The following is a 21,130-nucleotide window of genomic DNA, read 5'->3' on the forward strand; positions in this document are numbered from 1 at the left end:
ACAATAATGGATGGAAAAGGAAAAATCACATTAGAGGCAGGAATTGAAAGAGCTTGGGATGTTTTACTTGATCCAAATGTATTAGAAAAATGTATCACAGGCTGTAAAAAGCTTGAGCCGATCGGTGACAACAAATACAAGGCCGATCTTGCAGTTGGGATTGCCGCGGTAAAAGGAAAATATGATTCCACGATTGAAATTGCGGATATCGAAAAACCAAACCATTACAAGCTTATTGTACAAGGTGAAGGCGGACCAGGAAATGTGGAAGCCACTGGAACCATTGATCTTACACCGATCGATGAAAATACAACCGAGCTTTCCTATTCATACGAGGCAGAAGTAGGCGGCAAGGTCGCGATGATTGGGCAGCGTATGCTAGGCGGAGTAGCTAAGCTGATCATCCAGGATTTTTTCAAAAAGCTTGGAAAAGAATTAAAACGAAATGAAATGAGTGCTTGAAGGGAGGTTAAACCTTGAAACCGCCAAAATTTGAATACTATCGTCCAAATACAGTGGATACCGCACTTTCATTACTAGAGGAATCAGGTTTTGATGGAAAAATTATAGCAGGCGGACAGAGTCTGGTTCCAATTATGAATATGAGATTGGCTTCACCTGAGTGTTTAATCGATATTAATCAGCTGCATGAGCTAGATTTCATCGAAGCTGATGATGACAAGGTGAAAATTGGAACGCTAACACGGCAAAGTCGAATTGAAATATCAGACCTGATTAAAAATAACATTGGTTTATTGCATGAAGCGGTACCATTTATCGGTCATGTTCAAACAAGGAATAGAGGCACGTTTGGAGGCAGTCTCGTTCATGCTGATCCAACAGCGGAAATTCCACTTGCTTTAATGGCATCTGGCGGAACTGTCCATATTGCGTCTGCTGATGAGACAAGAGAAGTTCAAATAGAGGATTTTTTTGTTACATACCTGACGACGGATGTCATGCCTACTGAACTTTTAACAGAGGTTCATATTCCTATTTGGAAAGGAAGAGTGGGATTCGCTTTTGATGAAATTTCCCGCCGTCACGGTGACTTTGCAATTGTCGCCTCCGCTTGCCAGCTAACGCTGGATGATCATAATAAAATTTCCAATGTCCGCCTCGTTTTGGGAGGTGTTGAAGCCGTCCCTCTACTAGTGGAGGGAGCAAATGAGATTATGATCGGGGAAGAACTGTCAGATTCTCTTTTAAACAAAGTAGCTGACATCGTGACAGGCGTTGTTGATCCTGAATCCGACCTTCATGCTTCTGCAGACTATCGAAGACATCTTGCGGCCGTCTATACAAAAAGGATTTTACAAACAGCATACAATCGAGCTAGGAGGTGATCGGCGTGGGAACACATTCTATTAAACTCACAATCAACGGGAAACACTATGTGGAAGAAGTTGAGTCCAGAATACTTTTAAGTGATTTTATCCGTGAAAATTGTGGACTGACAGGCACACATGTCGGGTGTGAGCATGGTGTTTGTGGTGCTTGCACCGTCATTGTAAATGGCACGGCGGTAAGAAGCTGTTTAATGTTCGCTGTTCAGACAGACGGAGAGGAAATTCAAACAGTGGAGGGGCTTAGCCAGGATGGTGAATTAACACCATTGCAGCAAAATTTCAAAGAATGCCACGGGCTGCAGTGTGGGTTTTGTACACCTGGAATTCTAATGTCTGCACAGGATTATTTAGCCAAAAACCCTGAACCGTCAACCCAAGAGTTAAAAGAAATGCTATCAGGACATCTCTGCAGATGTACAGGCTATGATGGCATTTTGAAAGCCATCCAAAAAACAGTTGATGAAAACAAACAACTGGCCTTAACAGAAGGGAGTTGAAACTATGAATCTATCAACCATGTTTGAATTTGCAGTCGATCGTCATCCGAATCGGATCGCGATTGTTGAAAAGGACAAGCGATATACGTATAAGCAGTTGGACAAGGAAATTATTAAGGTTGCTTCATCTCTCCAAAGGATGGGGATTCAGCAACACGACCGAGTGATGATTGTGTTGAAAAATAGACTTGAAAATGTCGTGATGTATTGGGCTTGTCAAAAAATAGGCGCGGTTTATACGCCGATAAACCATCGTTTATCTGCCAAAGAAGTTGAATACTGCGTGAATGATGCAGAGGCAAAAGCGGTTGTGTATGAACGTACAAGTCAGGATGCAGTTCTGAAAGCAACGTTTAGAGAAAATCCGATTTTAATCGGTTTGGGAAGTGTTGATGGAGCCGACATCTTTTACAATGAACTTATAGACAGGAGCGTTGGCAGCTACAATAAGCCAGCTATTCATGAGGATGATATTGCGTTAATGCTCTATACATCTGGGACGACTGGCCGTCCAAAAGGCGTACCAAGAAGCCAAAAAAATGAGTATTCCGCTGCTGTTGCACATGTGATCCAAAATCAATACTGTGACGGGGAGAGCACATTAGGGACGATGCCGCTGTACCATACTATGGGAATACGTTCGCTGTTGTCCATTGCCTTACTAAATGGAAAATACGTGGTTCTTCCTGATTTCGACGCAAAAGAAGCACTTGAATTATTAAGCAGTGAAGAAATTTCTTCCCTATACTTAGTTCCAACCTTATATCACGATATTTTAAGTCACCAAAGCTTTGATCAATATGATTTAAAGAAACTGCGTAAAATCGGCTATGCAGGAGCCTCGATGACTACTTCATTGACAGAAAAATGTGTGGAATTATTAAAGCCTGATGTATTTATTAACCATTTCGGCAGCACTGAAATCTACACGTTTACGATTTGTTCAAATGTAATGGAAAAGCCAGGATGTGCCGGCAAGCCCGGTTTGCAGCAAAGCATTCGTATTGTGAAGGCTGACACAGATGGAGGCTCTCTTCCAGATCACCAAGTTGGCAAGGGTGAAATTGGAGAAATCATTATTTCCCTTAGCTCAGATGAAGCGTTTAAAGGCTATTGGAACAGACCGGAGGCAACTCAAAAAGCGATTCGTGAAGGCTGGTATTTCACTGGGGATTTAGGTGTTATCGATGACGACGGAGATCTTCATGTAGTTGGAAGAGTGGACGATATGATTATCTCTGGTGGAGAAAATATTCATCCGCTGGAAGTAGAGGACGTTCTCTCTAAACACGCAAAGGTTTCAGAAGTTGCAGTTTGCGGAGAAGCGGATGAGCGATGGGGACAGATTGTATGCGCTTATATCGTTCCGAAGGATCATTCGATTTCCGTTCAGGAGCTTGATGAATATTGTAAAAGCCATCCAAAGCTTTCAAATTTCAAACGACCGAGAAACTATGTGTTTGTCAGAGAAATACCAAAAAGTCCGGTCGGTAAAATTCTTCGTCGCATGCTCCGAGAAGGAGAATATGAATTATTTATTGATGAAAATAAAATAGTAGGATAATCAGGAAGGGGAATGATCCATGACAACAAATACAGCGTATGATCATATTCGAGTAGAAAAAAATAGTGAGAGTAAAACGGCAACGATCATTTTTGATCGGCCAGAAAAAATGAATTACATCAGCATGCTTGCTCGTGCTCAATTTGCTGAAATTTTCACTGAGCTAGATAAGGATGACAGCGTTCGTGTCATTATTATTAAAGGAGAAGGGGATAAAGCGTTTAGTGCTGGAGGAAGTATTCAGCAATTTATGGAGACTCACCCTGAAGAGCTGTCTCGTTTAAGAGTGAATGTAGCGGCACCAGAGCGTTCTCCTAAACCAGTAATCGCACAGCTTCAAGGCTATACATTTGGGGTAGGTTTTGAGATTGCTATGGCATGCGATTTCCGAATTGCAGCAGATGATACGCTCTTAGGGCTGCCGGAAATGAACTTGGGCATGATCCCTGGAAGCGGAGGAACGCAGCGTGTAGCAAGAGCGGTTGGACTCACGAGAGCGAAAGATATGATTATGAGAGCAAGAAGAATTCCTGCTGACGAAGCCTATCAATGGGGATTGGTGACTAAGGTGGTTGCAAAGGGTGACCTGGAATCAGAAGTGAATGCACTGGCGAAGGAACTGACTAGGTTTTCGCCTTTAGCACAGCGCGTGGCGAAGGAAGTACTTCATGCTGCTGAAGAAGGACCGCTTAGTACAGGTCTTGAAATTGAAGGAAGAGCTTACGGAATGCTAAGATGTACGGACGATTTTAAAGAAGGTGTAGATGCCTTCTATGAAAAGAGAAAACCAAACTTCACAGGTAAATAATATTTGGTATAAAACCCCACATTTTATGTGGGGTTTACATTGTTGTGATAGTAAATCGACCCAAGGACGTTTGATACTGATCTTGTGGAAAGGATGAGATAGATGAGTAAAAAAGATCATGTTTTCATGGTGATGGTGAATTGTAGAATGTGGTGGGTTTTTTGTAAATTTAAAGACATATCGAAACAGGAGGCCTATAAAAGAGTGGAGAAGGTGTTAATAGATAAAAAAAATTTAAATTCATATGACCTCTATTATTTAGGAAATCTAAATTATGAAGAGATGGACCCTGAAGTGGCAAATCTATTACCTCTATATGAAAAATATGAAAAAGTGTGGATCTTAACAGATCGTCCTACGGCCTTACAAGAAAATGACAGTTGATTACATACAAGTTAATAATGTTTTAACTCACTCCTGCCTACCAAAAGACTTTAGTGCATAATCACGGCAATATAGACAGTGATTATGCTGCTGTAATAGATTAAAGGTCAATCAAAAAGATACACTTTAGATGAAATATCATCTTTAAAAGAAGATTATTTTATAATTAAAAAAGCAGGAATTTAAAACCAAAAATACCTGAATGAATTATAGTAATAGTAAGAAAATTAAAACTATTAAGAATTATTAGCGGGGTAATTCATTCGTTTAAAAGGATACATAATCAACATATTGGGTTTATAGACTTTTTGTATAACCCCCAAATTTTTTTACAACAAAATGTAATCGCTTTCAAAAAGATGATAACTTTATCATTCACATATAAATAAACTGTGAAAGAACTTTTTTATAGAACCTTAAAACATATTTATAATTTAAATTGCTTTTTCTCTACAGGTACACATCATATTCTCTAGCAGAGTAAATATGGTCATCCATAGTATAAAAAGGGGGAGAATGAATTGAAAAAGTCTTTATTATGGGCAGCAATTCTTTGTTTACTTGTTCTATCTGCCTGTGGTTCAGAAGGTTCATCGGGGGAAGCTGAAGGATCTAGTACAGGTGATTCTGGAGACACCATTACATTACGGTTAGGGCATGTAACACAAGATACACATCCCTATCATTTAGCGGCTGAAAAATACGCAGAATTAGTAAACGAAAAAAGTGCAGGAAAAATTGAAATCGAAATTTTTCCTGCACGTCAGCTTGGCGGTGATGTAGATATGCTTCAAAGTATTCAAAATGGATCACTTGATGCAGGGTTTATTACAACTGCTGTATTCAGTGGCTCTACGCCAGTACTTGATGGGCTTCAATTGCCATTCTTAATTGACAGTTATGAGGTTTTCGAAAAGACGTTGGAAACAGAAACGATTCAAAAGATGCTAGAAAGTTTAGAAGATATTAATGTGAAAGGTCTTGCAATCAATGAAAGTGGAATCCGTCATATTGGAAGTAATATATCTCAAATTCAATCTCCAGATGATATGCAAGGACTGAAGATTCGTGTAGCAGAAAGCCCGCTCATGACGGATATATTTAATGAACTGGGAGCGAGTCCTACACCTATGCCTTATGGTGAGATTTACAGTTCATTGCAAACCGGGGTTATTGATGCTCATGAAGCCAATCTTCCAGCTTATCTGGATGAAAAATTTGATGAAGTAACGGAGTATATTACGTTAACAGGGCATTTTCCTTGGCCAAATGCAAATATTATCAATTTAGATAAGTTCAATTCATTATCTGAGGAGCATCAGCAAATCCTGGAAGAATCAGCAAAAGAAGCATCAAAATGGATTATTACTGAACTAAAAACTGTAGACGAGCAATCCATTGAAGAATTAAAAGCGAAGGGGGAAAATATCGAAGAGCTGGAAAATAGAGAGTCATTTGTAGAGAAAGTTCAGCCTGTCTATGACAAATATTCTGAGAACCACGAATTAATAAAGGAATTGATCGAGGAAGTGAACAAGATTAAGGAACAATAAAAAAATGTGGGATTTCCCTTAATGCAGATCAATTCTTTATAAGAGAAATAAATAGGTTAGATTTCCTCTAACCTATTTATTTCAGGATTGAGTTTTCATTGTACATAAAATAAGGCGGTGAAAAGGTTGAATAGGGTCAGTAATCTTATAAATGGAATATCTATTAAATTTATTACTATTTTAGGCATCGTCATGACATTAACGATTATCGCTCAAGTAATCTGTCGGACATTTCTTGGATTTTCTATCTATTGGAGTGAAGAACTAGCAAGATACTGTCTCATTTGGATTACATTTATCGGAGCCGCTATTGCTTATCGAAACGCGGACCTGGCTGTATTAGATCTACTAGATCAAAAAATCAGCGGGAAGTCAAAGTGGATTTACAAGCTGATTATACAATTGATTGTAGCTAACTTTATATTTGTTTGTATATATTATGGTTTTAAACAAGCGACAAGCCCAAGTACGGTTAATGTTGTCTCACCAGCCTTAAGGTTACCAATGCAATATATTTATCTTTCAGTTCCTGTTGCTTTCTCCATTATGTTCATACATTGGATTCGATCAGTGATAGAAATTATTACTAATCGAAAGGGGAAGGGTGAGAAATGTCAATTATCATAGCGTTCTTTATCCTGCTTATCCTGGGTGTACCCATTGCATTTGTGCTCGGTTTGTCCAGTGTCTTTTATATGCTTTTTACTGGGAATATCGATTTTTTACTAAGTGTTCCCCAAAGAATGATTGTGGCTGCGGATAATTTTAGCTTAATGGCCATTCCGCTCTTTGTTTTAGCAGGAGAATTAATGAATTATGGTGGAATTACTAGAAGACTGACTGATTTCGCCCGATCATGCATTTCTCATCTTCGTGGCGGACTTGCGTATGTGAATATTCTTGTCAGTATGTTTCTTTCTGCCATCATTGGTTCAGCAAATGCGGTAGCAGCTATTCAAAGCTCATCCATGGTTCCTGAAATGAGAAAGGATGGCTATGATAATGAATATTCTTCAGCTGTGACAGCTGCTTCAGCTATTATGGGGCCGATCATCCCCCCCAGCATGGTATTTATTATTTATGGTGTCTCAGCCGGGACCTCCATTGGGGCTTTGTTTTTAGCAGGGATCACTCCCGGTATCCTATTAGGAGTTGGTTTCTTTGTACTTTCTTATTTTTATGCAAAAAAGAAAAATTTCCCCACTCGAAAAAGATCCTCTTTACAAGAAGTGATTAAAACGTTGCTAATTGCCATTCCAGCCTTAACGATTCCCCTATTTATTATAGGAGGAATCATTTCAGGCAGCTTTACACCGACTGAAGCCGGGGCTGTTGGAAGTTTAATTGCGTTTTTAGTAGGTATGTTTATCTATCGAGAAATTAAATGGAAGGATATCCCTTCTATTTTTTTGAAAACGGGAGTGATTACTGCTTCTATTATGATCATTGTTGCTTGTGCCAACATTTTTGGTTGGACTTTGGCAATGGAACGTATTCCACAAGTTATAGCCGAATCTATTTTATCTATTTCCACCAACACAATCATTATACTGATTATTATTAATATTCTTTTACTAGTGGTCGGCATGTTTTTGGAGCCTATTGCCGCAATTATTATTGTTGTTCCTGTCTTACTTCCGGTGGTGCTCGAGCTTGGAATTGATCCGGTTCACTTCGGCTTAATTGTTTGTTTGAATTTAGTAATCGGGTTGATTACTCCTCCTGTTGGGATTGTATTGTTTGTTGTTTCCGGCATAACAAAAATTTCAGTTCAGCGATTAAGCCAATCTATTTTTCCTTTTGTTGTAGTCGCAGTGGTTGTATTGTTTGTAATTACGTTTGTTCCAGATCTAGTAACTTATCTTCCTGAGAGATTTCTATCTCAGTAATGAATTGAATTTAAAGCATAGAGTGATAACGAACGAAATTAGTAAGATAGGGAGGTCATGGTATGAAAAAAAAAATTGTGGTCGGTATGACAGGAGCAAGCGGGGCAATCTATGGAATTCGTTTGATTGAAGCACTCAATAAGTTAAATATCGAATCCCATGTTGTCATTAGTTCATCCGCTGTTAAAACCATTCATCATGAAACGGACTACACCATAAACCAGGTTGAATCTTTATGCTCCCACCTTTATGACTCAAATGATATAGGAGCAACAATTTCAAGTGGCTCTTTTCTCGTTGACGGAATGATTATCGCTCCATGCTCGATTAAAACACTCTCCTCTGTGGCAAATAGCTTTAACGATAACTTGATTACACGCGCGGCAGACGTTTCATTAAAAGAAAGAAGAAAGCTCGTTTTAATGGTGCGGGAAACACCGCTCCATCTTGGACATTTGAAACTGATGCAAACCGTTACGGAAAACGGAGCGGTTATTCTGCCTCCAGTACCAAGCTTTTACCATCATCCTAAATTGTTGGACGATATAGTGGCACAAAGTGTTGGAAAGGCTTTAGACCAATTCCGGATTGAGGCAGATTTATTTGAAAGATGGGGCGGGCTGGAAGAAAATTAAGGAAGGATGAATGGCTCATGATCGTAAAAACAGATGCGGTAAAAAACTATATTGATGGAAGTTGGCAAGCAGCTGCAAAAGGAGAAACCATCGAGTCTTTTAATCCTGCAACAGGAGAGCTTGTCGGACTCGCGCAAAAATCAGGCCTCGATGATATTAAACTGGCAATTGAAGCGGCTAAAAATGCCTTTAAAAATGAGGATTGGAAATACAATTCAAGCAAACGGTCTGATGCCTTGATGAAATGGGCGGCAAACCTCAATGAACAAAAAGAAAGGATAGCAAAGCTGTTAACAGAAGAAAACGGGAAAACATTGAAGGAATCCCGTATTGAAATTGGGGCGTGCATTGATACATTAAAGTATTTCGCTGGTATGGCACGCAGCGTCTTCGGGAGATCGATCAACCTTTCAGAAACGGCTTATGGAATCATTGATAAGAGTCCAATTGGTGTAGTGGGAATTATCTCTCCCTGGAATTGGCCGGCTATGCTGATGATTCGTGAGGCGGCGCCTGCTTTGGCAGCTGGAAATACGGTTATTTTAAAACCGGCGAGTCGAACACCTTTAGTCAGCGTAGCGATAGTTGAGCTAATCGAAGATATTGCAGAATTTCCACCTGGTACAGTTAATATCGTGACCGGACCGGGAGATTTAATCGGCGATGAAATTTCTAAAAATCCTGATGTTCAAGCGATCAGCTTTACCGGTGATACATCGACGGGTATCCAGCTTTCAAAAATTGCTGCAGATAAAGTAAAGAAATTGGCACTTGAGCTTGGTGGGAAATCTCCAAATCTCATTTTTCCTGATGCTGATTTAAAAAAAGCAATACCCACTGTCATTAAATCCATTTTTATTACAGCGGGTCAAATGTGTTTTGCAGGAACAAGATTACTTGTACATGAATCAATCCATAAAGAAGTAGTAGAAGAGCTTAAAAGAGAAACGGAAAAGCTGCGGGTTGGAAATGGGAATGATGACGCAGTTGATATGGGACCAGTCATTTCTGAATCTCAATTAAAAGAAGTGTTGGAATACTGCGAGGTTGGTAGAAAGGATGCAACGCTTGTCACCGGAGGGAATCAACTAAAAGGCGGAGATTATGATAAAGGTTTTTTCATCGAGCCGACAATCTTTGATCATGTTCCACTTGAATCCAAAATCTGTCAGGAGGAAATATTTGGACCCGTTCTTGTTGTTCAATCATTTAAAGATGAAAAAGAGGCAATCCAGCTGGCAAATGGCACGAGTTTTGGCCTTGCGGCAGGTGTATGGACGAAAGATATAAATAAAGCAATAAGAGTGTCTAAGAAGATTGATGCCGGTACGGTTTGGATTAATACGTATAACAAGAACTATCCTCAAACTGAATTTGGCGGATATAAGGAGAGCGGCTTGGGTCGTACAAGAGGGCTGGAAGGGTTATTTGAGTACACGGAAACCAAGCATATCAATATTGATTTTGAAGATTAAATGGAGGGTTTGGTGTGATACCTTATGCATTCATCATTTATGTTTCATTTACCAACGAAAGTATTTTTCGGTAATGGGAAAATAGAAGAGTTAAAGAATTTACCATTCGAAGTGAAAAGAGCTTTTATCGTTACGGATAAAGGCGTTTTAAATGCCGGACTGATCGATGGCATCACCCAACAGTTAATAGCAGCGGGCATTTCCTATGAAATATATAGTGACGTGGAACCAGATCCGAGTGTCGAAACAGTAGATAAAGCAGCAATGGCATTTCATAAGGCTGACTGTGATCTCATTATATCCATTGGGGGAGGAAGCCCCATTGATACCGCGAAAGGCGTAAGAGCAGTAGCAAGCAATGGCGGTTCAATCAGGGATTATGCAGGAAATAATATGGTTAAAAAGGCGGCAGACATTCCTTTCGTAGCGATCCCGACAACGTCCGGAACAGGCAGTGAAGTGACCATCTTTGCGGTGTTTTCAGACTGGAATGAAAATCGTAAAGTAACAGTTGTAAGTCCACATCTCTCACCTGATATCAGTATTGTGGACCCGATGCTTACGATTACAGCACCGCCATCCATTACGGCAGCAGCGGGCTTTGATGCTTTTGCACATGCGGCAGAGACATTTGTATCTAGGGCCGCGCAGCCTGCAAGTGATGCACTGGCATTATCTGCAATGAAAACAGTCTATGACTATTTACGCCGTGCGGTATTTGAGGGACATGATGTAGAAGCAAGAACGAAAATGGCTGAAGCAAGTCTGCTTGCAGGCATGGCGTTTAACCAATCCTATCTTGGTTTAGCCCATGCAATAGGCAGCGCGATCAGTGGCCATGCTCATGTTAGTCATGGTGTTTCCATAGGCCTTTTACTGCCGAGTGTGATGGAATATAACCTAGTTTCAAGAATCGATAAGTATCAACAAATCGGGAATATCCTGTTTGATACACGAAATCTTTCGAAAAGGGAAACCGCCGAAAAAGTTGTAGCTGAAGTGAGACAGCTGAGAGACGATCTCCTATTGCCTCGCAGGCTTAAAGACGTACAAGTAAAAGAAGAACAATTAAAAGGAATTGCAGATGACTCGATTAAGAGCGGAATGTGGAAGTTTAATCCGCGTGAAGCTTCTGTAGAGGATATTCAGCAATTATTAAAGCAAATTTTTTAAGGGGGGGTTCTATGCAAAAAAATAAATCGCTCAGGAGCTGGCTAGGTCATTTAAAAGAACTGAACCAACTTGCTGTTGTTGATAAAAAGGTTTCATTGGAGTTTGAAATTGCAGGGATTGTGAAAAAGCTCGATGGGACGAAAGCGGCTTATTTCCCCAATGTAAAAGGTTATCAAATACCCGTTGTAGCTGGAACTGCAACAACAAGAAGGCAATTTGCCGATGCACTTGATATAACAGAGACACAATTAAATGAAAAATTTTTAGATGCACTGGAGCATCCCATTCCGTGTAAAGAAATTCCGAGTGAAGCAGCACCTGTCCACGAAAATGTGATTCTTGGGGAAGCGGTTGATTTACTGAAATATTTTCCCATTCCTATTCATCATGAAAAGGATTCAGGCAATTACATATCAGCGGGTCTTTCCATAGCGAAGGATCCGATCTCTGGCAGTCAAAACGTATCCATTCATCGCCTTCAGGTTTCCGGGAAAAACAAATTGGGCGCACTAATCCTTCCAAGGCATTTGTACAGCTTTTATAAAGAAGCGGAAGAAAAAGGACAACCCCTTAATGTGGCCATCGTCATAGGTGTAGACCCTGTCACGATTCTAGCCTCACAGGCAATCGCTCCGCTTGGTCAGGATGAAATGGAAATTACAGGAGCATTAAAAGGAAGACCTGAACCGGTCGTTAAGTGCAAGACGATTGATGTTCTTGTGCCTGCACACGCTGAAATTGTTCTAGAAGGCAGAATACTGCCCATTGTACGCGAGCCTGAAGGACCGTTTGGTGAATTCCCTAAATATTACGGACCGAGAAGCGATAAAGAAGTGATCGAAATTACGGCAATTACCCATCGTAATAACCCTATTTATCAAACGATTGTAGCAGCAAGCTATGAGCACTTATTGCTGGGTGGGATTCCACGGGAAGCGAGCCTGCTGCAGGCGTTGAGAAATACTGTACCAACAGTGAAGGATGTTCATCTAACATTAGGCGGTACATGCCGTTATCACTTAGTTGTTCAAATGAAAAAAAGAAATGAAGGAGAAGCAAAAAATGTCATTTTGGCTGCATTCGCTGGACACTATGATGTAAAGCACGTCGTCGTCGTGGATGACGATGTCGATATATATAACTTGGAGGAAGTCGAATGGGCGATCGCAACAAGGTTCCAGGCAGAAAAAGATCTAGTGGTGATTAACGGAGCTCTTGGTTCTAAGCTTGATCCATCAACTGATAATGGAGTTGGCTCCAAGCTTGGCTTTGATTGTACTGTGCCATTAAACAGTGAGCCAATGGAATTCGAAAAAATTCAAATTCCTGGGATGAAGGGTTTGGATACAGAATATTACAGAAATCAAGATGTACGTTCAATAGAGGTAGTTTCCGAGCATTTTATAGAAAGAGATTGATCTATTAAGCTCTGTTTATCATAAAAGCTGTGGCTAGATATTTACATGAAAAACATTCACGAAAACGAAGGAGGATTATAATGAGTATCTCAGAAGAGCGCTTGAATTATGAAAAGGTGGATCAGGAGCTGGATCGAATTCAGGATTTGACACAGGAGGATAGAAGAAAAGCGGATGAGTTGGCGTACTCTCTTTATCGAATGGCCATACGATTTGGGACGTGGGATCCTTTGGAAATAGATTTAACTGAAGACAAAAAGCATTTTGCAGAGATGGATAAACAAAAAAGAGATTATCTCATTCATTTTTGCACGGGCTTTTGGAATGCAGAGGAAAATGTTGCTCTTCAATTTTGTCCATGGGTGATGGTAGCACCCTCCACCTATCAGCAAGCATTTTTAAGTACACAGCTGGTGGAAGAGTTTAAGCACACGGAATTCTTTGAACATTATTTTAAAGAAGTAATTGGAGTTGAACGTGAAAATAAAGTGCAAAATATTGTGCACGATAGCCTTGATCCAAGAGGTAAACAGCTTATTCAAGCAATAGACGCAGGACCAGTTGAACGGGAAGCAGCGATGGTGGAAGGACTCGTTCATTATCAAGGTGTGATTGAAGGCGTTCAGGCAATGGTGGGGTACGATGTATTCGAAGCGGTTTGGGGGCAATATGATCTTTTACCTGGATTAAAGGAAGGGTTTAAAAACATCAAAAGGGACGAGGGGCGTCATGTTGGTTTTGGTCTTCGTATGTTAAAGCAATTTGCCAAAAAACCAGAGCATGCTGAGCGAATTAAGAAGATTTATACGGAATACCTTCCTGCTATGCTGACACGTTATGACCAACAAGTAATCGTCAATGGGGAAGAGGTGGAAACACCAATAGAGGTTCAAGGTAAAGACCGAATTCAAAATATGTTTGACCGCAGATTAAAAGACGTACTGGGACAAACCGTCTGAATTTCAATTTAACAGGTGTTCAATCTTGTCGAAAAATTACTGGATAATATTCAAATATTTAGTAGATCATAATTTATTAAAGATGAGAGAGTGACATTTTAAAACACTGAATTTTCGGTGTATTATATGATAGAAATTGTAAACGCTTTCAATACGATGGGGGGCATTAAAAATGATACAGACAAAAGCTGCTGTTACGCATGGAAAAGGGGAACCATTTAAGATTGAAGACATTACAATTGATGATCCAAAAGCTGGAGAGGTGCTTGTCCGAATTGAAGCTGTAGGGATTTGTCACACGGATTTAATTGTGCGTGATCAATATTATCCTGTTCCTTTGCCTGCTGTATTAGGACATGAGGGTTCAGGCGTTGTTGAAAAGGTGGGTCCTGGAGTAAGCAGTGTCCAGCCTGGTGATCATGTTGTTTTATCATTTGCTTCCTGTGGAGATTGCGTGAAGTGTAATAGCGGAAACCCTTATGCCTGTGATCGATTTTACGATTTAAACTTTGCAGGTACGATGGGCGATGGGACATGCAGATTGCACCAGCATGACAAAGATATTTCCAATTTCTTTGGTCAGGGAAGCTTTGCTCATTATTCCGTGGTGTCAGAAAGAAATGCTGTTAAAGTGCCAAAGGATGTTCCACTGGAGCTATTAGGACCATTAGGATGCGGGATTCAAACGGGAAGCGGGGCCGTTCTTAATAAGCTACAGCCGAGGGAAGGATCGACTATCGTTGTTTTTGGCTGTGGTTCAGTAGGCTTAAGTGCCATCATGGCTTCGAAAGTAGCAAATTGTACAACCATCATAGCCGTTGATTTGCAGGAAAGCCGATTAGAAATGGCAAAAGAGCTCGGAGCCACGCACACTATTAATCCGAAGGACGTAAATTCGGTTGAAGAAATTCAACGTATTACAGGGGGCGGTGCAGACTACTCGATAGAAACCACCAGCAACCCTAATGTTTTACGACAAGCTGTTGACTGTCTTGCTACATTAGGAAAAGCAGTTGTCATTGGTGCACCTCCAATGGGCACAGAAGTTAATTTGGATGTTAACACGGTTTTATTTGAACGTTCGGTTATGGGTGTTTTATTAGGTTCAGCCGTTCCTCAAGTGTTTATTCCGAAATTAATTAATCTTTATAAACAAGGAAAATTTCCATTTGATAAGCTAGTAAAATATTATAATTTAGAAGATATTAATCAGGCAAGTACAGACTCGGAATCAGGTGTAACCATTAAACCAATATTGAAAATAGGTTGATTATTTAAGGGAGGGAAAACGAATGACTGTAAAGACAAATCAATACTCTGAATGGAATAAGCTGATGATCAATGGAAGCTGGAGAGATGGAGCAAGTGAAAAAATTTGTACAGTAACGAACCCCTATAATGATGAAGTTCTAACAACCTTTAACTATGCAAATAGAGACGATATCAATGAAGCATATGAAAAAGCCGAAGAAGCACAAAAAGAATGGGCAAAAATTTCTCCATATGAAAAAATCGCGCTGCTAGAAAGAGCGGCTCAAATCGTACAGGATCGAAAAGAAGAACTGGTGGAATTGCTCGTAGCTGAAACAGGAAGCTCACAAATTAAGGCAAGCGTCGAAGTAGACTGCTGTGTTGCCGATATTAAACTAGCCGCAACGTTTCCTTTGATGATGGGCGGGGAAATTCGTCCATCCGCTATTCCTGGTAAGGAAAACCGTGTGTACCACAATCCAGCGGGGGTTGTAGGAGCGATTACGCCTTGGAACTGGCCAATGCATTTATCAATGCGTGTAGTTGCACCGGCAATTGCTACAGGGAATGGGATTGTATTGAAGCCGGATCACCAAACACCGATTTCTGGCGGACTCGTGATTGCACAAATCTTTGAAGAAGCTGGACTTCCAAAAGGGATATTAAATGTCACAGTAGCGGATCTTGAAGAAATTGGCGACCAATTTGTCGAGCACCCAATTCCAAGTATTATTTCCTTCACTGGCTCTACTGCTGCCGGAAGACATGTAGGCTCCCTTGCCGTAAAAAATGTAAAAAAACCAGCCTTGGAGCTTGGCGGCAACAATGCATTTATCGTATTGGATGATGCGGATGTTGATCAGGCAGTAGCTGCTGCAACATTCGGCAAATTTTTCCACTCAGGACAAATTTGCCTAGCAATTAACCGTATTATCGTGGACAGAAAACTATATGATTCTTTCACAGAAAAATTCATAGCAGCCGCCAAGAAGGTAAAAGTAGGCGATCCGTTTGAGAGTGATACCATTATTGGTCCGATGATTAATAGAAAACAAGTAGACCGTGCATTGAAATTTGTTGAACAAAGTGAGCGTGAAGGGGCGAAAGTAGTCCACAGAGGAAGTGTAAATGGAAACGTAATGGAACCGATTATTCTTACCGATGTAACAAATGATATGACAATCGCGCAAAATGAAGCATTTGCGCCAGTTGCGTGTATTATTCCTGTTGACAGTGAAGAAGAAGCAATTCAAGTTGCGAATGGTTCGCCATTTGGACTAAGCGGGGCAGTATTCTCTGGCTCACTTGACCGAGGAATTAATGTTGCCCATCAAATTAGAACAGGTATGATTCACGTTAATGACCAATCCGTAAATGTTGAAGCTAACGTACCATTTGGCGGAGAAAAACTCTCTGGTATTGGAAGATACTGCGGTGAATGGGCATTTGAAGAATTTACAACAGTGAAATGGATTTCGGTCCAAAAAGAGGCTAGACAATTTCCATTCTCTTAATAAATAGGAAATAGAGGTGACTATTCTTATACCTATAAAAGTTTTTGTTTGTTAACCCTGCTGACCTAAGAAATACAAGCTCTTTAGAATCCTCCATCGAGTGAGATGTGAAGGATTCTAAAGAGTTTTTTATTAGGAAAATAGAAACAGCAAAAAAGTATGCTAATGGCAGGGAATTAAATAAAGGATATCGAACAAGTCAAGGTGGTTGTGTCTTGTACTTTTAAAGGTAAAAACTTTCTCGTGGTGTAAATAATGGAAATAAATCTATGTAAAATTAAGAAATTGAAAGACATTTTATACTACCTTTTAAGATTGGGGATTATATTTATTGGTATACATCCTTTCATAATCAATTGCAGCCCTTTAAATAGACTTTCTTTTACAGAAGAGTGCTTTTTAGAATAGAAGATGGTAGGAAAAAAAATTTTTCAGAACAAATACTTCTTACAATGCTTTATTGGGGAGGGAGTGCCTAGTGAACGAACGAGGGAGGTTATAAATTGATTACAAGATACAATGAATAAAAAAAATAAGACCATGGGGTGATGGCATTGAAAATTTCTCAACTTGATCATTTCGTTTTAACTGTTAAAAACATTAGTAAAACATGTGATTTTTATCATCGAGTATTAGGGATGAAGGTTATCACGTTTGGAGAGGGGAGAAAGGCACTGCAATTTGGACAGCAGAAAATTAACTTGCATGAAGCAGGTAGAGAATTTGAGCCAAAAGCAAAGCTCCCCACGTCTGGAAGTGCTGATTTATGTTTTATCTCTGATGTTGACCTATCTGATGTGATGAGTCATTTAAAAGACAATGATGTACCTGTTGAAGAAGGTCCTGTTGAAAGAACAGGAGCATTAGGACCAATAAAATCAGTATATATAAGAGATCCAGATGGTAATCTGATCGAGATTTCTAACGATTAATTTATGAGTTGATCATGATATGAACAGATGCGTTAGTTAAAGCCACAGTTGCCAGACAGATTTTTAATGATTAAAGACACATAAGGAATTTAAACTTGTCATAAGCACATTGGTGATATATATGAGAAATATCTCCATGGGCTTTCCCTTCATAATTTGGATCTGGATCAAGGACGGCAAAATGTGAATTTTCATGGAATCTGGTTTCCGAATTCCAATTAAACCTTTTTGCTAATAATATTCCTCTCTACGGACACGATAAGACAAACGAAACTTTATAGATTGGTGGCCGGGAGAATGAAGGTATTATCTATGATTCAGCCTTGGGCAAGTCTTTTTGTCCTTCGAGAGAACGAATTTGAAACAAGGTCATGGAAAACGAATTATCGCGGGCCGCTGGCCATTCATACAAGTAAAAAAATAGATAAGGCTGTCTGCAGGCATGTGGCCATCCGTTCGCTGCTCGGTAAGCATGGATACACAGAAGAGACCCTTCCAACCGGGATGATCATTGCTGTAGGCCGGCTTGAAAATTGTCTGAAGGTAACTGAAAAAAATCAGACATCAGCAGTCCTGGAAAATGGACAAATCGTATCAGGAAATGATTATTTTTTAGGAGACTTTAATGTGGGAGGATATGCTTGGGAGATTCAAGATATGAAGATCTTGAATGAACGTATTCCAGCAAAAGGCCAGCTTGGGTTATGGGAAACTGATTTATTATGAAAGGCAATGAAGGTAAACAGTATTTCACTTGTATATAGGAATAACGGATTAATTTTTATACTGAGGTGACTTTAATCGAGAGGGAGATTTAGTGATCTTTGGATTTTACAAAGGCTTTCCGCCAAGTGAAGCGAGAAAGTTCCTGGGAGGCATAAATTTTAATAACCTTCTGATCATTCATATGAGATTGAAAGGGGCAGAACCAATGAAAAACTATGTAATCAAAAGAGAGGCATTTCAGGCAGTTGGGATCAAGCGTGAATTTTCTTTTGTGAATAACGATCACCATGCAAAAATCCCTCAAATGTGGGACGAACTGAATAAGGATGGAACAACGGACACATTAGTAAAGCTGAATAATGGTCAAATAAAAGGGATACTGGGTGTCTGTGTAATGGACAAGAATAAGCAATCACAGCAGATAATAGATTACTGGATTGCCGCAGAATACAAAGGGGACAAGCCAAACGGATTGGAGTCGATAGAAATCTCTGCATCCAAATGGATGGTTTTTGAAGTGAACGGGGTAATGCCAGATGCTATCCAACATGCGTGGAAAACGATCTTTTCAGAATGGTTTCCAATAAGCGGGTATGAGCATGCAGGAATACCTGAGTTTGAAGTTTATCCGGAAGGTGATCCATATAATGAAAATTACTACTCTGAAATCTGGGTTCCTGTGAAATAGCAATCATTCAAGCCCTCTACTATATTGGTATAGGGCTTATTCTTTGTTTATTTCAGTAGTTGGATGACTAGGGGAATTCTTGAAAAGAATGTTGTTGGGGGAACACTAGATACTGTAAAATCTTTAAAATAAAATCGATTAACAAATAAATTTTACATCAGCCTTATTATATTTTAATGATTTTATTAGTTGACATGGGGAAATTTAATTATATAATTAAACAGGTGTAAATATAAAGTTTACACTTGTAAAAGGAGGGTTTGTTTGGATAACAAAGAGATTTCCCAACGTAAACTTCTCGGTATAGCAGGACTAGGCTGGTTGTTTGATGCGCTAGATGTAGGATTGCTATCGTTTCTCATTGCCGCTTTGCAAAAGGATTGGGGACTTACTCCCCAACAGATGGGGTGGATCGGCAGTGTAAACTCACTCGGGATGGCTGTTGGAGCATTAGCTTTTGGATTATTAGCAGATAAGATCGGCCGGAAGCATGTCTTTATTATTACCTTATTACTTTTTTCAATCGGCAGTGGTTTGTCTGCTTTTACAACGACATTAGCGATGTTCCTCTTGCTGCGCTTTTTTATCGGAATGGGATTAGGAGGAGAGCTCCCGGTTGCATCCACGCTTGTTTCTGAGAGTGTAGCAGCAAAGGATCGGGGAAGGGTAGTTGTCCTGCTAGAGAGCTTTTGGGCAGGAGGATTTATACTTGCAGCATTAATTGCCTACTTCATTATTCCGGACTATGGCTGGCAATCAGCTCTTATTATTAGTGCTCTTCCAGCATTTTATGCCATTTATCTGCGTTTGAAGTTACCAGACTCACCTCGTTTCCAAGCGATCAAAACAAAGAGATCAGCCCTTCAAAATGTGGCAGCTGTGTGGTCAAAGAAATATCGTCGTGAGACGGTTATGCTATGGATTCTATGGTTTTGTGTGGTATTTTCCTATTACGGAATCTTTTTATGGCTTCCAAGTGTCATGATCATGAAAGGCTTTGATTTAATTCACAGCTTCCAATATGTGCTTATCATGACCCTGGCGCAGTTGCCTGGATATTTCAGTGCTGCATGGCTGATCGAGCGGGCTGGAAGGAAATTTGTCCTCATCACTTATCTGCTTGGAACAGCAGCAAGCGCCTACTTTTTTGGAAATGCCGAGTCACTATCATTATTGATAACATCAGGTATTTTCCTATCATTCTTTAACCTCGGTGCGTGGGGAGCTCTTTATGCCTATACACCGGAACAATATCCGACAGAAATACGCGGAACAGGTTCAGGCATGGCCGCCTCCTTTGGGCGTATTGGAGGAATCCTTGGACCACTATTGGTAGGCTACCTCATTGCTCAAAAAACATCCATCGATATGATCTTTCTCGTTTTCTGTATCGCCATATTCATTGGAGCGCTTTCCGTTTTATTGCTAGGAAAAGAGACAAAGGCGATGGAATTAGAGTAGGAGAAACGTATCTGATTACATCCGTCTTAAATGATTTTTTATAGAAGAAAGGCTCTTTTCTTAAATATTGTTGCTCTGTGATATAATTCTGTCACATATCTTTTGTTAAAAGAGATGAAAACAAATGACCAAAAAGCACTGTTGCGAAGATATGACTGATAGAGTTAATTATGTTTGTAAGCAACACGAAGCCCCTTTTGATTGTCCCAGATAACTTGATATTTTACAGCTCTAAATTTGATGAATACGGAATAATTGTTCACGATGGAGGGACTTCATTTATAGAAATTTCATACTGTCCTTGGTGTGGTACAAAACTGCCAATGTCAAAAAGAGATTTATGGTTCGATTCACTTGAAAAATTAAGTTATGACGAACCATTTGAGCAGGATATACCAGAAGAATTTAAATCAGATAAGTGGTACAACAAATAAGCCTCTATTATAGGGGCTTTTTTGAAGCTCTTATACCACTTACAGTTGTAAAATTTACTTTTTTACAAGAACCAAGCACCAAGAACCAAGAAGCAAATCTTTCAATCTTTCTTGATGCGGCATTTTTTTATTCAACTCAAGAAATTGATACCAGAAGAGGTAGTTATCTAGGTGATTAGTAGCAACTCCTTGGAAACGGTCCATCAATCTTTCAGGCGTTTGTGGTATCCGTTTACGTGTTGGATATGATAAATACCTTTTCTAACATAGAACTTTTAGCTTACATTTATTGGTTCGTGTTGAAGACCTTTCATTAAGGCAAATTTCTTATAGTTAGTGGCAGTATCAGTTCAGAACAAAGCAGAGGTGTCAATATGATTACCTAATACCTGATCCAACTCTACTGCTGTAATACGCCCT

General features: G+C 39.8%; 21 protein-coding genes and 1 pseudogene. 21 read left to right on the top strand and 1 reads right to left on the bottom strand.

Annotated elements, in window-relative coordinates; translation table 11 throughout:
• Positions 1-6: 6 nt before the first annotated feature.
• The 21 genes from KP78_RS12245 to KP78_RS12345 all read left to right on the top strand — a co-directional run bounded on the left by KP78_RS12245 (position 7) and on the right by KP78_RS12345 (position 20,710).
• On the top strand, positions 7-462 hold the full coding sequence (locus tag KP78_RS12245) for an SRPBCC family protein (RefSeq protein WP_041089343.1): 456 nt from the start codon (positions 7-9) through the stop codon (positions 460-462).
• 14 nt (positions 463-476) lie between these two features.
• The gene (locus KP78_RS12250; RefSeq protein ID WP_041089344.1) at positions 477-1,346 is read left to right on the top strand and encodes an FAD binding domain-containing protein; all 870 of its coding nucleotides are present in this window, start codon (positions 477-479) and stop codon (positions 1,344-1,346) included.
• 5 nt (positions 1,347-1,351) lie between these two features.
• A complete protein-coding gene (locus KP78_RS12255; RefSeq protein ID WP_106388565.1) occupies positions 1,352-1,846 on the top strand; it encodes a (2Fe-2S)-binding protein in 495 nt (164 codons plus the stop codon).
• Between the two features lie 4 nt (positions 1,847-1,850).
• Complete coding sequence (locus KP78_RS12260) at positions 1,851-3,410, top strand: AMP-binding protein (protein ID WP_041089345.1); 1,560 nt, start codon at positions 1,851-1,853, stop codon at positions 3,408-3,410.
• Between the two features lie 19 nt (positions 3,411-3,429).
• The gene (locus KP78_RS12265; RefSeq protein ID WP_041089346.1) at positions 3,430-4,218 is read left to right on the top strand and encodes an enoyl-CoA hydratase/isomerase family protein; all 789 of its coding nucleotides are present in this window, start codon (positions 3,430-3,432) and stop codon (positions 4,216-4,218) included.
• Between the two features lie 204 nt (positions 4,219-4,422).
• Entirely contained in the window at positions 4,423-4,602 is a 180-nt protein-coding gene (locus KP78_RS19770) for a hypothetical protein (protein ID WP_131272625.1), read from the top strand.
• Positions 4,603-5,123: 521 nt separating this feature from the next.
• Complete coding sequence (locus tag KP78_RS12275) at positions 5,124-6,155, top strand: TRAP transporter substrate-binding protein (RefSeq protein WP_041089348.1); 1,032 nt, start codon at positions 5,124-5,126, stop codon at positions 6,153-6,155.
• Positions 6,156-6,281: 126 nt separating this feature from the next.
• A complete protein-coding gene (locus KP78_RS12280) occupies positions 6,282-6,782 on the top strand; it encodes a TRAP transporter small permease (protein WP_041089349.1) in 501 nt (166 codons plus the stop codon).
• Positions 6,767-8,044 carry a TRAP transporter large permease gene (locus KP78_RS12285; RefSeq protein ID WP_041089350.1) on the top strand — a complete coding sequence of 426 codons (1,278 nt, stop codon included), beginning with the start codon at positions 6,767-6,769 and terminating at the stop codon, positions 8,042-8,044. Before KP78_RS12280 ends, KP78_RS12285 begins: the two co-directional genes overlap by 16 nt.
• Before the next feature lie 62 nt (positions 8,045-8,106).
• Positions 8,107-8,679, top strand: coding sequence for a UbiX family flavin prenyltransferase (locus KP78_RS12290; protein ID WP_041089351.1), 573 nt, complete (start codon positions 8,107-8,109; stop codon positions 8,677-8,679).
• Between the two features lie 17 nt (positions 8,680-8,696).
• Positions 8,697-10,154, top strand: coding sequence for an aldehyde dehydrogenase family protein (locus KP78_RS12295; RefSeq protein WP_041089352.1), 1,458 nt, complete (start codon positions 8,697-8,699; stop codon positions 10,152-10,154).
• A 39-nt stretch (positions 10,155-10,193) separates the two neighbouring features.
• Positions 10,194-11,327 carry an iron-containing alcohol dehydrogenase gene (locus KP78_RS12300; protein ID WP_235420915.1) on the top strand — a complete coding sequence of 378 codons (1,134 nt, stop codon included), beginning with the start codon at positions 10,194-10,196 and terminating at the stop codon, positions 11,325-11,327.
• Between the two features lie 11 nt (positions 11,328-11,338).
• Positions 11,339-12,745, top strand: coding sequence for a UbiD family decarboxylase (locus tag KP78_RS12305; protein WP_041089354.1), 1,407 nt, complete (start codon positions 11,339-11,341; stop codon positions 12,743-12,745).
• An 80-nt stretch (positions 12,746-12,825) separates the two neighbouring features.
• Positions 12,826-13,704, top strand: a complete 879-nt coding sequence (locus KP78_RS12310; RefSeq protein WP_041089355.1) for a R2-like ligand-binding oxidase — start codon at positions 12,826-12,828, stop codon at positions 13,702-13,704.
• Between the two features lie 175 nt (positions 13,705-13,879).
• Entirely contained in the window at positions 13,880-14,974 is a 1,095-nt protein-coding gene (locus KP78_RS12315) for an NAD(P)-dependent alcohol dehydrogenase (protein WP_200889233.1), read from the top strand.
• Positions 14,975-14,996: 22 nt separating this feature from the next.
• Complete coding sequence (locus tag KP78_RS12320) at positions 14,997-16,469, top strand: aldehyde dehydrogenase family protein (RefSeq protein WP_041089357.1); 1,473 nt, start codon at positions 14,997-14,999, stop codon at positions 16,467-16,469.
• A 548-nt stretch (positions 16,470-17,017) separates the two neighbouring features.
• Complete coding sequence (locus KP78_RS12325; protein ID WP_200889226.1) at positions 17,018-17,401, top strand: VOC family protein; 384 nt, start codon at positions 17,018-17,020, stop codon at positions 17,399-17,401.
• Between the two features lie 297 nt (positions 17,402-17,698).
• Entirely contained in the window at positions 17,699-18,127 is a 429-nt protein-coding gene (locus KP78_RS12330; RefSeq protein WP_041089359.1) for an ASCH domain-containing protein, read from the top strand.
• Positions 18,128-18,332: 205 nt separating this feature from the next.
• The gene (locus KP78_RS12335) at positions 18,333-18,815 is read left to right on the top strand and encodes a GyrI-like domain-containing protein (RefSeq protein WP_041089954.1); all 483 of its coding nucleotides are present in this window, start codon (positions 18,333-18,335) and stop codon (positions 18,813-18,815) included.
• A 264-nt stretch (positions 18,816-19,079) separates the two neighbouring features.
• Positions 19,080-20,276 carry an MFS transporter gene (locus KP78_RS12340; protein WP_041089360.1) on the top strand — a complete coding sequence of 399 codons (1,197 nt, stop codon included), beginning with the start codon at positions 19,080-19,082 and terminating at the stop codon, positions 20,274-20,276.
• Between the two features lie 170 nt (positions 20,277-20,446).
• Entirely contained in the window at positions 20,447-20,710 is a 264-nt protein-coding gene (locus KP78_RS12345; protein WP_235420916.1) for a DUF6980 family protein, read from the top strand.
• 7 nt (positions 20,711-20,717) lie between these two features.
• Here KP78_RS12345 and KP78_RS20710 read toward each other — a convergent pair.
• A pseudogene (locus tag KP78_RS20710) lies at positions 20,718-20,967 on the bottom strand (IS1595 family transposase); the annotation flags it as partial.
• Positions 20,968-21,130 lie beyond the last annotated feature (163 nt).

This window comes from Jeotgalibacillus soli, assembly GCF_000829435.1.
GTDB classification, from domain to species: Bacteria; Bacillota; Bacilli; order Bacillales; family Jeotgalibacillaceae; genus Jeotgalibacillus; species Jeotgalibacillus soli.